At 64.9% G+C, this 14,293-nt stretch carries 7 protein-coding genes; 6 read left to right on the top strand and 1 reads right to left on the bottom strand.

What is annotated here, in order from left to right:
• Nucleotides 1-126 precede the first annotated feature (126 nt).
• From B215_RS0114230 to B215_RS0114205, 6 genes are all read left to right on the top strand, one after another.
• Entirely contained in the window at nt 127-4,998 is a 4,872-nt protein-coding gene (locus tag B215_RS0114230; protein ID WP_019370317.1) for an autotransporter domain-containing protein, read from the top strand.
• 184 nt (nt 4,999-5,182) lie between these two features.
• Complete coding sequence (locus B215_RS0114225) at nt 5,183-6,442, top strand: NF038122 family metalloprotease (protein WP_173644881.1); 1,260 nt, start codon at nt 5,183-5,185, stop codon at nt 6,440-6,442.
• 204 nt (nt 6,443-6,646) lie between these two features.
• Nucleotides 6,647-7,429 carry a molybdate ABC transporter substrate-binding protein gene (modA, locus tag B215_RS0114220; protein WP_019370315.1) on the top strand — a complete coding sequence of 261 codons (783 nt, stop codon included), beginning with the start codon at nt 6,647-6,649 and terminating at the stop codon, nt 7,427-7,429.
• Complete coding sequence (modB, locus tag B215_RS0114215) at nt 7,426-8,115, top strand: molybdate ABC transporter permease subunit (protein WP_019370314.1); 690 nt, start codon at nt 7,426-7,428, stop codon at nt 8,113-8,115. Before modA ends, modB begins: the two co-directional genes overlap by 4 nt.
• On the top strand, nt 8,105-8,716 hold the full coding sequence (locus B215_RS0114210) for an ATP-binding cassette domain-containing protein (RefSeq protein ID WP_019370313.1): 612 nt from the start codon (nt 8,105-8,107) through the stop codon (nt 8,714-8,716). The genes modB and B215_RS0114210 overlap by 11 nt, the downstream gene beginning before the upstream one ends.
• A 13-nt stretch (nt 8,717-8,729) precedes the next feature.
• Entirely contained in the window at nt 8,730-9,740 is a 1,011-nt protein-coding gene (locus B215_RS0114205; protein ID WP_019370312.1) for a nucleoside hydrolase, read from the top strand.
• 162 nt (nt 9,741-9,902) lie between these two features.
• On the opposite strand, the gene rpoC is transcribed toward B215_RS0114205, so the two are convergent.
• Nucleotides 9,903-14,186: a DNA-directed RNA polymerase subunit beta' gene (rpoC, locus tag B215_RS0114200; protein WP_019370311.1), complete on the bottom strand. Its 4,284-nt coding sequence runs from the start codon at nt 14,184-14,186 to the stop codon at nt 9,903-9,905.
• Nucleotides 14,187-14,293 lie beyond the last annotated feature (107 nt).

Genomic DNA, 14,293 nt, shown 5'->3' with positions numbered 1-14,293 from the left:
ACACCCCCATTTTTCTGCGACATAGGCGCGAATGCGCAAGTTCTTGCGCGAAATGGGGGACTACAAGAGATGGCCGGTATTCTGCGTCCGTTGCTGCGTGTGCAGCGACGCTCCGTTCGTTTTTGCATGAGCGCAAGCATGGCTGCGCTGGTGGTTGGGCTTGCGCATCCGGCGGCGGCGCAGTGCACAACCACGACAAACGGCCAGACAACGACGACGTGCACCGGCATGGTGGCTGGCGGCCTTAATGTTTCGACATTTCAGCAGCAGGTGACGATCGCTCAAGGCGCGACGATCGGCGCAGGCAGCGATGCGGCGGTGGTAAATTCGGCCCTTTCCACGAACATTGCGGTCAAGGGTTCGGTGGATGGCGGGACCAAGACGGGCGTGCTCGTCCGGGGCGGCGATCTCGTCTACATCCCGTTCGATCCTTATGCCGGCGCAAGCGTACCAGTGTGGCCCTGGCCGGCGCCGGGCACGCTGGTGCCTAGCTATACGAGTAGCAGCAGCACGATCACCGTAAGCGAAGGTGCCAGCGTCACCGGCAGCACCGGCATCCAGTTTGCCAGAAGTTCGACGAGCGGCAGCGCCTATGGCTCGGTTGACAATGCCGGAACCGTCACGGCGTCGTCCGGCGCTGCAATCGTGGCTACTTCCGGTGCGTACATCTCGGGCGTGGTCAATCGTTCCAGCGGCGTGATCGGCGGCATTGCCGGGCGAGTTACCAATGTCGACAATCGAGGGATGATTGATGGCGGCAGTGCTGCCGCAGTGGGGGTGACCGGCACCGCAGTGACGTTGACGAACAGCGGTACGATTCAGTCCAACAGCTCCGCTGAGGCGGTTTCCGCCGACGGCATCTACGGCAACAACAGCGGCACGATTCGCAATGTTGGCAGCGGTGCCGCCCTGGCATCGACCGGCTATCTCAGCCTTTCGAACGCAGCGACGGGCGTGATCGCCAGCGGGGGCGTGGTTGCGATCCGTTCCGGGAGTGCAATTTCGCTGTCCAACCAGGGGGCGATCGTCGGCTCCGTTGTGGCTACGAGCGGCGTGTTCGCAAGTACAGTCGACACCCGCAAAGGGACGATCCAGGGCGATGTGCTGCTCGGCGCAAGCGATGATACGCTGAGCGCGCATTATGATGTAGCGACGGGAAGGATCGACAGCATAACCGGCACCGTCGACCTAGGCGCGGGCAACAACCAGCTGCAACTCGCGGTGGATGGAAATGGAACGCTCACGCGCGCGGGGCTGCCGAGCAACGTCGGGCGGCTCGGGGTCGAAGTGGGGCAGGGCGCGCAGATTACGGTTGCGGCCGATTTTAGTGGTCTCGCTGGGCTCACCGCGAGCGGAACCGGCGTGCTGGTCAACGAAGCATCAATGTCGGTCGGCGCCAACGCCTATGCGGCGGCGCTCATGACCAACTACGGTGCATACCAGCAGCGCCTGGACGTGGAGAATCGCGGTACGCTGCGTTCGGAGGCCTCTTACTACGCGGCGGCGATCATCTATTCCGGATCGTTTACCAACAGCGGGTTGATCGAAGGCAGCTATGCCGGCGTAGACATGTCCAACTACGCTTCCTCGGTTTCGGGGGATGCGGTCTCGCTCACCAACAACGGCACCATCCGCGGACGGACCTCGGGCGTGCGCGCAAGCTACGTCCCGCTGATCAACACGGGCACGATCGGCGCCAGCGCAGGCATTGGCGCGGTGCTGGAGGCTGGGTACAGCGTTAGCTCGGTCGGTGCATCGCGGAACAGCGGAACGATCACCGGCACCACGAGCGGCGTCAGCATCAGCGGCGCGCGCTTGAGCAACAGCGGAACCATCACTGGCGGTACGGCAGGTATCACCGTCAACAGCGGTGGCACGATCGACAATCTCGCAGACGGGGTGATTGGCGGCGTCATCGGCATCGATGCGCGCAACGGAAGCCAGGCTACCGTGCGCAACGCCGGGACGATCAATGGCGACGTCCGTTTCAACAGCCAGAGCTATAGTACTTCTGCGGATGTGTTCATCGATGCCGGGGGCAGCGTGAATGGCGCGCTATCCCTTGGTTCTGGGGACGACCTGGTGGTCGTCCGGTTGGACGCCGCCACATCGCGTCCGCTGGCTGGGGTAACGGGCGGAATCGATGCCGGAGACGGAATCGACACCATCCGCTACCTTGTAGACGCTGACACGACCACGGTCACTGCTGCGCATACCGGATTCGAACGGACGGCCTATGAAGTGCAGAACGGGGCGAAGCTCACTCTTTCCGAGGCGGCACTTGGCCAGCGCTTGGGGCTGGTCGGCACCGGCACTGTAGATGTGCGCGCCGACATCACTGTAGGCAGCGGTCCGGCTATCGACCTGACCGGCGCAACCGTCGAAGGCTTGTTGACGAACGGCGGAGCCTACGGAACGGGTGCCAACACCGGCTTGACCGTGATCAGTCGCGGGACGATCACGGCAACTGCTCTGGGCAACGACTATCCCTATTGGAACAGCAACGGATCGTGCGGCGTCGCCGCCGGCGGCGCGAACTTCGAGAACGCCGGGACGATCACCGCAGCGGCCAGCGTGAACAACTATGGCGCGACCGCGATCTGCGGCGGCACGAGTGTCACCAACAGCGGCACCATCCGCATGGCGAGCAACGGCACCGCCATTGGTGGGGCGACGACGCTGATCAACACCGGCTCGATCATCGGCGATGCCGGCAAGGCGGTCGATGGAGGATATGTCCAGACACTGGTCAACAGCGGGCAGATCATCGTCGACGGCACGGCATTCTACACGTCGTTGCAAGGTGGTGGCAGCGTTACCAACAGCGGTATTCTGGAAAGCCGCAAGGGGAGCGCAGTCGAACTGAGCAGCCGAAGCATCCTGGTCAACGAGGCGACCGGCACCATTAAAGGCGCCGGCGTGGCGGTCTATGGTGCCAATGCGGATATCGTCAATCGCGGCAGCATCACCGGCGACGTGTGGCTGGGCGAATCCTTGTTCGGTGATGGAAACCGCTTTGTCTCCGATGGCGGTACCGTCACGGGCAACATCTACTTCAGCTATGGCGACGACGTGTTCGTGCAGCGCGGGATGAAGACGGGCGTGAGCGGCCTGATCAACGGCTGGCAAGGCACCGATACGGTCGTATTGAGCGGTCCGAACGGCGGCACCTTCAGCGGCGCGGTAGACTTCGAGCGACTGGTCGTGGAGGTCGGCAGCTGGACGCTGGCAACGCCCGCCAATTTCAGCGAGGGGACGGCTATCGCGGCGGGCGCCACCTTGATCGGCGACACCAACAAGCTGTTGGGCGCCATCCGTACCGACGGTACCCTGCAGATCGACCAGAATTTCGACGGCCGGTTCGAAGGGACGTTAAGCGGTACGGGTATCCTCGCAAAGTCCGGTACCGGGAGCGTGGCGCTGGCTGCGCAGCCCGGCTTTAGCGGCACGGTGCGCATCCTGGGAGGCAGCTTGGCGTTTGATGGCGATGCGGCGTTCGCGTTGTCGATTGCCAGTGGCAGCTTCACCGGCACTGGTCGCGTGGCGGCGCTTTCGCTGGCTGCAGGCGGTGTCGTCTCGCCCGGTGGCAGCGGTGGCGCCACGGTGCTGGCGGTGCCGGCGGCCGGCGCGACCGCCACGGCTCCAAATGTCGGCACGCTGACCGTAACGGGTGCCTTCTTCCAAGGGCAGGGCAGCACTTATCTCGCGACGATCGCTGCCAACGGAGCGTCTGACCTGATCGCGGTAGGCGGCGCTGCGGCGATCGCGCCGGGTGCGCGCCTGCAGCTTGCGGGTACGCGCGGCGGGATTGGCATGCGCTATACACTGCTGACCGCAGCCGGCGGACTTACCGGCACCTATGCTACGGTGGACCAAGTGGCAGGCAATACTGAACTGCGGCTTGCCTATGCCGCCGATCGCCTGTTCGCGGATGTGGTACGCAGCCGTGTCGGGCTGGTTCGCATCGCGGGGACGGGCAACCAGCGGGCGACCGCGAGCGGCCTGGGCGCGCTCGGCACCGCAAATGCGGCGTATAGCGCGATTACGACACTAGCGGATGACGGCGCAACCCGAGCAGGCCTCGATGCGCTGTCTGGACAGGTCTATGGATCGCTCGGCGCGGTTACCGTGCAAGATGCGCAGCAGGTGCAGAATGCGGTGGAGGCGCACCTGCGAGGGTCCGATGGACGATATGGTGTTTGGGGCAACTATGTCAGCGGCGCCGGCACCAATGACGGCGACGTCGAGGCAATGGCAACGCGACGTTCAACGATCGGCGGCGTTGGCGGTATCGATCGCAGCTTCGGCACCGTGCGTGCCGGCATCGCGGCGGGCTATACCCGTACCAAGCTGCGTATGAGCGGCTTGGCACGCGACGCGCAGGCGCGCACCGTCCACCTGCTCGCCGCCGCTGGCGTGCAGGCGGGGCCGTTCGATGTGCGAGCCGGCATCGGCTATGGCTGGACCCGTAACCGAACCGATCGCGTGGTCGCGATTGCCTCGTTCCGCGACTCGCTACGGGCGGACTACGATACGACCACGCTGCACGGCTTTGCGGAGGTGCAGCGCCCGTTCGCACTGGCCGGGGGCACGGTGTCGCCATTCGTCGGCATGGCCCATTACCGGCTGCATGGCGTAGGCTTTGCGGAGAAGGGCGGGGCGGCGGCGTTGCGTGGGACGGCGCAGTTGCAGAGCTTCACCTTCGCCCGCGGTGGCATTCGCGTGGAAACGCCCATGGCGCGGGGCTTCTCGGTCCGCGGCACCGGCGCGTGGGTTCGGCGAATCGAGGGCGCTGCACCGAACGCTACGGTGCAGTTCGATGCCGGCCCCGTCTTCTCGGTTTCCGGTACGCCGCTGTCTCGCGACGCTGCCACTGGCACGCTGGACCTCGTCTGGGCGCCAACGGAGCGGGTGCGGCTAAGTGCCGGCTATGCTGGAACGATCGGTAGCCGGAACGACGACAATGGCGTACGGATCGCGGCGTCACTCGGCTTCTGAGGGCACGCGGCACGATCGTGCCTCTAACACGATCGTGCCGCGAACGTTTCAATGTGTGACATTTTTGCTCATTTTTTTCTAAATATGTGTCCCGTTTTCTGTCGCTCTTGACGTTAACGCGTAATAAACCGTTAATTCTCTCATGAAGGCCGACAGCTCGGTCTGCTGAAAAGTGGGGGAATTCATGGCATTACGTAAGGTCTTGCGGATTCTGATGGCGAGCGCCGTGTTGGGCGGCGCCGCATTTGCCGTGCCGGCGCAGGCGCAGCTTAAGATCAACCTCATCGACAATGGCGGCGTCACCGGGAGCCAGGCGGAACTCGGGTTCAAGATCGCGGCTGCCTACTGGGAAAGCGTGATCTCCACCAACGTCACCGTGAATCTCGGCGTGGGCTACAGCGCCCTGCGCGAAGGCGTGATCGGATCGACCGCCAGCACCCGCTATGGCGTGGCGACCGAGGACGTAATCGGGGCGCTGGGGGATGTCGGCAATTCGGCGCTGGATCTGTCCGCCGTGCTGCCGGTGCTGTCGCAAACCACCTTTAACGATCCGTTGTTCGGCCCCATCCGTGGCATTTCGATGGTGCGCAACGCGCCGTTGAACGGCAATCTGGGTATCAACCTCAATTCCTCGCAATATGACACATCGATTGGCACCAACAATGCCCGCCTGTCGGTGACATCGGCCAATCTAAAGGCGCTGGGCTATACCGGCCTGAGCGGGGCAGATGCGAACATCACCTTCAGCTCGGCCTTCGCGTTCGACTTCAATCCGATGAACGGCATTTCCGCCAACCAGATGGACTTCATCGGCGTCGCCATCCACGAGATCGGCCATGCGCTGGGCTTCACCAGCGGCGTGGATCTGTACGATCAGTATTCGGGCGTCGGCCCGAACGCCACGACTGGCAATAGCATCAACTGGAACAATCAGTCGGCGGGATCGGTGCTCGACCTGTTCCGCTACAGCAGCGATCCGCGCAATGTCGCGCCCGGCAGCGGCCCGGTGCTCGACTGGTCGGTGGGCACGGCCTCTTATTTCTCGCTGGACGGCGGCCTCACGCAGTTCAACAATCGCTCGCTGATGTCGACGGGCGCGTATAATGGCGACGGCCGCCAGGCGTCGCATTTCAAGGACACGCCGAGCAACGCCGGCGGCTGCGATGGTTATAACCAGATCGGCGTGATGGATCCGACCTTCTGCTATGGCGAGATGGGAGTGATTACTTCCACCGATCTGGCGGCGTTCGATGCTATCGGCTGGAACCTCAACCTCGATGTGCTGGCGAATACCAATTACACGATCGACTCCACCGCCATCTATCGTTCGGTGACGGCCGTGCCGGAGCCGATGAGCTGGGTGACGATCCTGTTCGGTTTCGGATTCGCCGGTGCGGCGCTGCGCCGCCGCGGTGGGATAACCATGGCGGTGCGCGCCGCCTGAATGCCAGTGCGGGCCTTCGGGCGGGCTCCGCACGGCGCAGATGTTCCAAGGCTCGCCAGGGCCTTGGGATAACAGGGGAGGGGCCGGCCGGGGGCAATCCGCCGGCCCTTTTCCGTTGCACTCGGTCCGTTCCAGGCCAGCGCTTGACACTCTCGCGGCAAGCCGCGAACCCCGTGGCTTCCGCTGCAACAGGTACCGCCGACAATGTCTCGCCCGATCCAGCCCCTAAGCCGCCGCGCGCTGATCGGGACGTTTGTCGTGATGTCGCTGGCCCTGTCCGGCTGCTCGGCGCCGCAACCGCCATTGGTACTCGCGCCTGCGAGCCTGCAGGAATCGATGACGGCCGCCGCCGATGCCTGGGCGGCCCTGGGCCATCCGCGCCCGGTGTTGTCCTTTGCGGCCTCGTCCTCGCTGGCGCGGCAGATCGTCGCGGGCGCGCCGGCGGATCTATTCGTTTCCGCCGACCTGCCCTGGATGGATACGGTGGAAAGAGCGGGGCGGCTGGCGCCCGGATCGCGGGCAGTGCTGCTGGGGAACCGGCTGGTTCTCGTCGCCGCAGCCGCTGACCGACGGAGCGTCCCGTTGAACAACGCGGCACCGCTGCTCGAGGCGCTTGGCGGCGAAAGGCTGGCTATGGCCGATCCGGATGTCGTGCCGGCCGGCATATACGGGAAGGCCGCGTTGCAGGCGATCGGGGCGTGGGAGCGGATTGCGCCACGATTGGCGCGAGCGGAAAATGTGCGTGCGGCGCTGGCAATGGTGGAACGCGGAGGGGCGCCGTTCGGCATCGTCTACGCGACCGATGCTCGCGCTTCCGCCCGGGTGCGGGTGGTGGGCAGTTTTCCGGAGAATAGCCATCCGGCCATTCAATATCCCGTGGCACGGCTGGCCGGCGCGGCCAGCCTCGACGCGGAACCGTTCCGCCAGTTCCTTCTCAGCCCCGCGGGCAAGGCAATCTTCGCCCGCTATGGCTTCACGCCGCAATGATGACGCCCGCCGAGTGGAGCATCGTTGCGCTGTCGCTAAAGGTAGGCGGGGTGGCGGTTCTCGCGGTGCTGCCGGTGGCGTTCGGGCTCGCGTGGCTGCTCGCGCGCACGCGCTTTCCGGGCAAGCTGCTGCTCGACGCGCTGGTGCACCTGCCGCTGGTGGTGCCGCCGGTGGTGACCGGATGGCTGCTGCTGCTGGCCTTCGCGCCGGCGGGCCCGATCGGCGGCCTGCTGGCGCGCTGGTTCGGTGCGACCGTGTTGTTCCACTGGAGCGGCGCCGCCATTGCCGCGGCGCTTATGGCACTACCGCTGATGGTCCGAGCGATCCGGCTGTCGCTGGAGGGCGTCGATCGGCGGCTCGAACAGGCCGCGCGGAGCCTGGGCGCATCGCCGTTACGGGTTTTCGCCACGATCACCGTGCCGCTGGCGCTTCCCGGCGTGATCGCAGGAGTGGTGCTGGGGTTTGCCAGGGCGCTGGGCGAGTTCGGTGCGACGATCACCTTCGTGTCCAATGTTCCGGGCCAGACGCAGACGCTGCCGCTCGCCATATATGCCGCGTTGCAGGCGCCGGGCGGGGAGGGGCAGGTGTTGCGGCTTGCCGGCATTTCGGTGGCGATCGCCTTCGCTGCGCTGGTCGCCTCCGAACTGGTGGCGCGGCGCACGGGGCGGGGCACCCATGTCCTTTGACATCGACGTCCGGCGACGGATCGGCGATGCGGACGTCGCCTGCCGCATCGCGCCCGGTGCGGGCGTGACGGTATTGTTCGGCCCTTCCGGCGCCGGCAAGACGAGCGTGCTGAACATGGTTGCCGGATTGCTGCGGCCAGACGCGGGGCATATCCGCGTTGCCGAGCGGACGCTGTTCGACGGATCTACCGGGATAGACCTGCCGCCAGAGGCGCGGCGCGCGGGCTATGTGTTCCAGGATGCGCGGCTGTTCCCGCACCTGCGGGTGCGCGCCAACCTGCTCTATGCATGGCGGAAGGGCGCTGCGGCGGATGTGGGCGATGTGATCGGCCTGCTCGGCATCGCGCCGCTACTCGATCGCTGGCCGCGCACCCTTTCCGGCGGCGAGGCGAAGCGCGTTTCGATCGGCCGCGCCCTGCTGTCCGATCCCGACTTCTTGTTGCTGGACGAGCCGCTCGCCTCGCTTGATCGGGCTCGGCGTGAGGAAATCCTTGCGCTGCTGGAACGCCTGCGGGATCAACTGCGCCTGCCTATCTTGCTGGTGACACACGACCACAGCGAGGCGGAACGGCTGGGCGATTGCATCGTGCCATTCGATTGAGGGAGAGGAACAGATGATCGAGCCGAAACCCGGCCGGCGCGCGGTGCTGGCTGGCGCTGCAGGACTGGCCTTAATCACGCTCGCGCCGCCGGTCCGGGCAGCCCAGCCGCCCCGCGCCCGCGTAATCCTCGACAACGACTATTCGGGCGATCCGGACGGGCTGTTCCAGCTTGCCCATCACCTGCTTTCGCCATCAGTGACGATCCCACTGGTGATCGGATCGCATATCCATGTCGGCGACTTTATGGACGGCTCGGCTCGCCAGGCGGACAATGCCGCCGAAGCTGCCCGCTCGCTGGCGGGGCTGTTGGGGGTGCCCGTCCCGCCGATCCTCGCCGGGCGGAATACGGCGCCGGCGCATGGCGCCCCGCCGCAGCGCACGCCCGCAGTCGATCGCATTCTTGCCGAAGCGCTGCGCACCGATACCAATCTGCCGCTCTATTACTGTGCCGGGGCAGGGCTTACGGAACTGGCCGAAGCGGTGCGCATCGCCCCGGAGATCGGGCGGCGGATAACGCTGATCTGGATCGGCGGATCGGAATGGCCCGATCTCAATCCCGAGTTGCCCGCGCGGACCGACGCCGAGTATAACTTGACCATCGATGCGGCTGCGGTGGAAACGCTGTTCAACGCCAGTGACGTGACGATCTGGCAGGTGCCGCGCAACGCCTATCGCCAACTGACTATCGGCATGGCCGAACTGGAGGCCGAACTGGCCTCAGGTGGTCCGGCGGGGGCCTATCTGCTCGACGCGTTGCAGCGAGTGCGCGCGCGCTTCCCCGATCGGCTTGGTGAAACCTATATTTTGGGCGACAGTCCGCTGGTGACGCTAACCGCGCTGCAGACCCCCTACGAGCCGGACAGCGCTTCCAGCCTCTATGTCATCCGTCCCACGCCCATGCTAGGGAAAGACGGGAGCTATAGGCCCGATCCGAAAGGTCGGCCGATGCGGGTTTATCGCACGATCGATACCCGCCTGACCTTCACGGACCTGTTCGCCAAGCTCCGCGCCGCTGCCAGATAACATCAAAAGGGCATCCTTGCCTTTGCCTGCAGCACCGGAAGGCACGGCGGGCCCGCCACGGAGCTTCGGCATAAGCGCAAAAAAAACCACCGCCCGGGATGCCGGGCGGTGGCTCTTTTCTTGGTACGTCCGGTCAGGCGGCGAGCCCCCGAACGGGGGAGATCACTCCGCCTCGTTCAGGTATTCGCCGGCATCCGCGTCGGTGCCGTGGCCTGAAGGCGCCACTTCCGCCAGCGGATCGCTGCCGGTGCCGCCCGCATCCCGCGGGCTGCGGGCCAGCTCGGCGGCATGCTCTTCGGCCGCACTTGCTGGGGCAATCAGCGACACTTCCTGCATCCGGCGCTGGGCGACGCGGAGCGCCGCATCGCGCGAGGAGGCGGCAACGCGCAGACGGTTCATGCCCGCACCGGTACCGGCGGGGATGAGCCGGCCGACGATCACATTCTCCTTCAGGCCCTGCAGCGTGTCCATCTTGCCCTGGACGGCCGCTTCGGTGAGCACGCGGGTGGTCTCCTGGAACGACGCGGCCGAGATGAAGCTGCGGGTCTGCAGCGACGCCTTGGTGATGCCGAGCAGGATCGGCTTGCCCATCGCGGGCTGCTGGCCCGGCTGGAGCTTCGCGTTGTGCTCGTCCATCTCGTCGCGATCGACCTGCTCGCCCGCCAGCAGCGTGGTGTCGCCGCCGTCGGTGATCTCGACCTTCTGCAGCATCTGGCGAACGATCACCTCGATGTGCTTGTCGTTGATCTTCACGCCCTGCAGTCGATAGACTTCCTGGATTTCGCTCACCAGATATTCGGCCAGCGGCTCGATGCCGAGCACTTCCAGAATGTCGTGCGGATCCGGCGAACCGCCGATCAGGTTGTCGCCACGCTTGACGTAGTCGCCTTCCTGAACGTCGATTACCTTCGACTTCGGGACCAGATACTCCACGACCTCGCCGCCATCCTCGGGCTGGATGCCGATCTTGCGCTTGGCCTTATAGTCCTTGCCGAACACCACGCGACCCGAGACCTTCGCGATGATGGCATTTTCCTTGGGCTTACGCGCTTCGAACAGCTCGGCGACGCGCGGCAGACCGCCGGTGATGTCGCGGGTCTTGGCGGATTCGCGGGCCACACGGGCCAGAACGTCACCACCCTGCACCGTGGCACCGTCCTCGACCGAGATCACCGCGCCCGGCGCCAGCATGTAGCGGGCGGCTTCGGCGGCAGCTTCGCCGGTGAGGGTCAGGCGAGGACGCAGGTCCTCCTTCTTACCCGCACCGCGATATTCGGTGACGACGCGCTGGGCGATACCCGTCGCTTCGTCGACCTGCTCGGTCATGGTCTTGCCTTCGATGACGTCCTGATACTTCACGACACCACCGGTTTCGGTGATCACCGGCATGGTGAACGGATCCCATTCCGCCATGCGATCGCCGGCGCTGACCAAGTGGCCGTCGTCGAACATCACATAGGCACCGTACGGGATCTTGTGCACGGCCAGCTCGCGGCCATCCATGTCCATGATCGCGATTTCGCCCGAGCGGCTGAGCACCACGCGGCGGCCGCGCTGATCTTCGATCAGGCGCAGGTCGCGGAACTCGGCCTTGCCGTCCACCGGCGCTTCGAGGTTCGACTGCTCGTTGAGCTGCGCGGCGCCGCCGATGTGGAAGGTACGCATCGTCAGCTGCGTGCCCGGCTCGCCGATCGACTGCGCCGCGATGACGCCTACTGCTTCGCCGATGTTCACCGGGGTACCGCGGGCGAGATCGCGCCCGTAGCACTTGGCGCACACGCCGAGCTTGGCTTCGCAGACCAGCGGGCTGCGGATCTTCACCGCCGGCACGCTGAGCGCTTCGATCTGCGCGATCATCGGCTCGTCGAGCAGGGTGCCGATCGGGATCGCCACCTGGCCCGTCTTCGCATCGACGATATCCTCGGCCGTGGTGCGGCCCAGGATGCGCTCGCCGAGCGACGCGATGACCGAACCGCCCTGCACGATCGCCTTCATCTCAAGCGCGCGCTCGGTACCGCAATCGTCTTCCATGACGACGCAATCCTGCGACACGTCGACCAGACGACGGGTCAGGTACCCCGAGTTCGCCGTCTTCAACGCGGTGTCCGCGAGGCCCTTACGGGCGCCGTGGGTCGAGTTGAAGTATTCAAGAACGGTCAGACCTTCCTTGAAGTTCGAGATGATCGGCGTTTCGATGATCTCGCCCGACGGCTTGGCCATCAGGCCGCGCATGCCGGCGAGCTGCTTGATCTGCGCCGCCGAACCACGGGCACCCGAGTGGGCCATCATGTAGATGGCGTTGTCGGGCATCTGACGGCCGGTCGTCTCGTCGAACTTAACCGACTTGATCTCGTCCATCATCGCCGCGGCTACCTGGTCGCCGCAACGGCTCCAGGCGTCGATCACCTTGTTGTACTTTTCCTGCTGCGTGATCAGACCGTCCTGATACTGCTGCTCATAATCCTTCACGAGCGCGCGGGTCTCGTCGACCAGGCCCACCTTCGCGTCCGGAATGATCATGTCGTCCTTGCCGAACGAGATACCGGCCTTGAATGCGTGGCGGAAGCCGAGGCTCATGATCGCGTCGGCGAACAGCACGGTCTCTTTCTGGCCAGTGTGACGATAGACCTCGTCGATCACGTCGCCCACGTCCTTCTTCGTGAGCAGGCGATTGACGACGTCGAACGGCACCTTGTGGCTCTTCGGCAGGCACTCGCCGAGCAGCATGCGGCCCGGCGTGGTCTGATAGCGCTTCAGGTAGGTCTGGCCGTTTTCGTCGGTCTGCGGCACGCGGCTGGTGATCTTGGTGTGCAGCGTCACCGCTCCGGCGTTCAGTGCCTGGTGCACTTCGGCCATGTCGGCGAGCAGCATACCCTGACCCGGCTCGTTCTCCTTCTCCATCGTGATGTAGTAGAGACCGAGGACCATGTCCTGCGACGGCACGATGATCGGCTTGCCGTTGGCGGGGGACAGGATGTTGTTGGTGGACATCATCAGCACGCGCGCTTCCAGCTGCGCCTCAAGGCTCAGCGGAACGTGGACGGCCATCTGGTCACCATCGAAGTCTGCGTTGAACGCCGAGCAGACCAGCGGGTGCAGCTGGATCGCCTTGCCTTCGATCAGCACCGGCTCGAACGCCTGGATGCCCAGACGGTGGAGCGTCGGCGCGCGGTTCAGCAGAACCGGGTGCTCGCGGATCACTTCGTCCAGGATGTCCCAGACTTCCTTGCGCTCCTTCTCGACCCACTTCTTCGCCTGCTTCAGGGTCATGGACAGACCCTTGGCATCGAGACGGGCATAGATGAACGGCTTGAACAGCTCGAGCGCCATCTTCTTCGGCAAGCCGCACTGGTGCAGCTTGAGTTCCGGACCGGTCACGATGACCGAACGGCCCGAATAGTCGACGCGCTTGCCGAGCAGGTTCTGACGGAAGCGGCCCTGCTTGCCCTTGAGCATGTCGGACAGCGACTTGAGCGGACGCTTGTTGGCACCGGTGATGGTGCGGCCGCGGCGACCGTTGTCGAACAGCGCGTCGACGGCTTCCTGCAGCATGCGCTTTTCGTTGCGGACGATGATGTCCGGCGCGCGCAGCTCCATCAGCCGCTTGAGGCGGTTGTTACGGTTGATCACGCGACGATACAGATCGTTCAGATCCGATGTCGCGAAGCGGCCGCCGTCCAGCGGCACCAGCGGGCGCAGCTCGGGCGGGATCACCGGCACGACGTCCAGGATCATCCATTCCGGGCGGTTGCCGGATTCGATGAAGCTCTCGACGACCTTCAGGCGCTTGATGATCTTCTTGGGCTTCAGCTCCGACTTAGTGACTGCCAGTTCTTCCAGCAGTTCCTTGCGTTCGCCCTCGAGGTCGAGATCCATGAGCATGATCTTGACCGCTTCCGCGCCGATACCGGCGGAGAAGGCGTCTTCGCCATACTCATCCTGCGCGTCGAGCAGTTCGTCCTCGGTGAGGAGCTGGAACTTCTCGAGCGGGGTGAGGCCCGGCTCGGTGACGATGTAGCTCTCGAAGTACAGCACGCGCTCGAGCTGCTTCAGCTGCATGTCGAGCAGCAGGCCGATGCGGCTTGGCAGCGACTTCAGGAACCAGATGTGCGCGACCGGGGCAGCCAGTTCGATATGGCCCATGCGCTCGCGGCGGACCTTCGATACGGTCACTTCCACGCCGCACTTTTCGCAGACGATGCCCTTGTACTTCATGCGCTTGTACTTGCCGCACAGGCATTCGTAATCCTTAATCGGACCGAAGATGCGCGCGCAGAACAGGCCGTCACGCTCGGGCTTGAACGTGCGGTAGTTGATCGTCTCGGGCTTCTTGATTTCGCCGAACGACCAGCTGCGGATACGGTCCGGCGACGCGATCCCGATCTGGATCTGGTCAAAGGTTTCCGGCTTGGCGAGCGGGTTCGCGAAGTTCGTCAGTTCGTTCATTTCTTCACTCCATCGCCCTCCCGCGAACGGGAGGGGCTAGGGGAGGGGATGTCTTTTCGGCGGCAGGTGACTGGCGGCCCCACTTGCCCGAAGGAAGGTGGGGCGCC

It is taken from the genome of Sphingomonas sp. ATCC 31555 (genome assembly GCF_000282895.1).
Lineage (GTDB): Bacteria > Pseudomonadota > Alphaproteobacteria > Sphingomonadales > Sphingomonadaceae > Sphingomonas.
The sequence above is the reverse complement of the archived record's forward strand: the minus strand, read 5'-3'. Positions and strand labels throughout refer to the sequence as shown.

Excerpts from the sequence above, each read along its gene's own strand:
- B215_RS0114230 (WP_019370317.1), top strand. The coding sequence starts at position 127 with ATGAGCGCAAGCATGGCTGCGCTGGTGGTTGGGCTTGCGCATCCGGCG.
- B215_RS0114225 (WP_173644881.1), top strand. The coding sequence starts at position 5,183 with ATGGCATTACGTAAGGTCTTGCGGATTCTGATGGCGAGCGCCGTGTTG.
- modA (WP_019370315.1), top strand. The coding sequence starts at position 6,647 with ATGTCTCGCCCGATCCAGCCCCTAAGCCGCCGCGCGCTGATCGGGACG.
- modB (WP_019370314.1), top strand. The coding sequence starts at position 7,426 with ATGATGACGCCCGCCGAGTGGAGCATCGTTGCGCTGTCGCTAAAGGTA.
- B215_RS0114210 (WP_019370313.1), top strand. The coding sequence starts at position 8,105 with ATGTCCTTTGACATCGACGTCCGGCGACGGATCGGCGATGCGGACGTC.
- B215_RS0114205 (WP_019370312.1), top strand. The coding sequence starts at position 8,730 with ATGATCGAGCCGAAACCCGGCCGGCGCGCGGTGCTGGCTGGCGCTGCA.
- rpoC (WP_019370311.1), bottom strand. The coding sequence starts at position 14,186 with ATGAACGAACTGACGAACTTCGCGAACCCGCTCGCCAAGCCGGAAACC.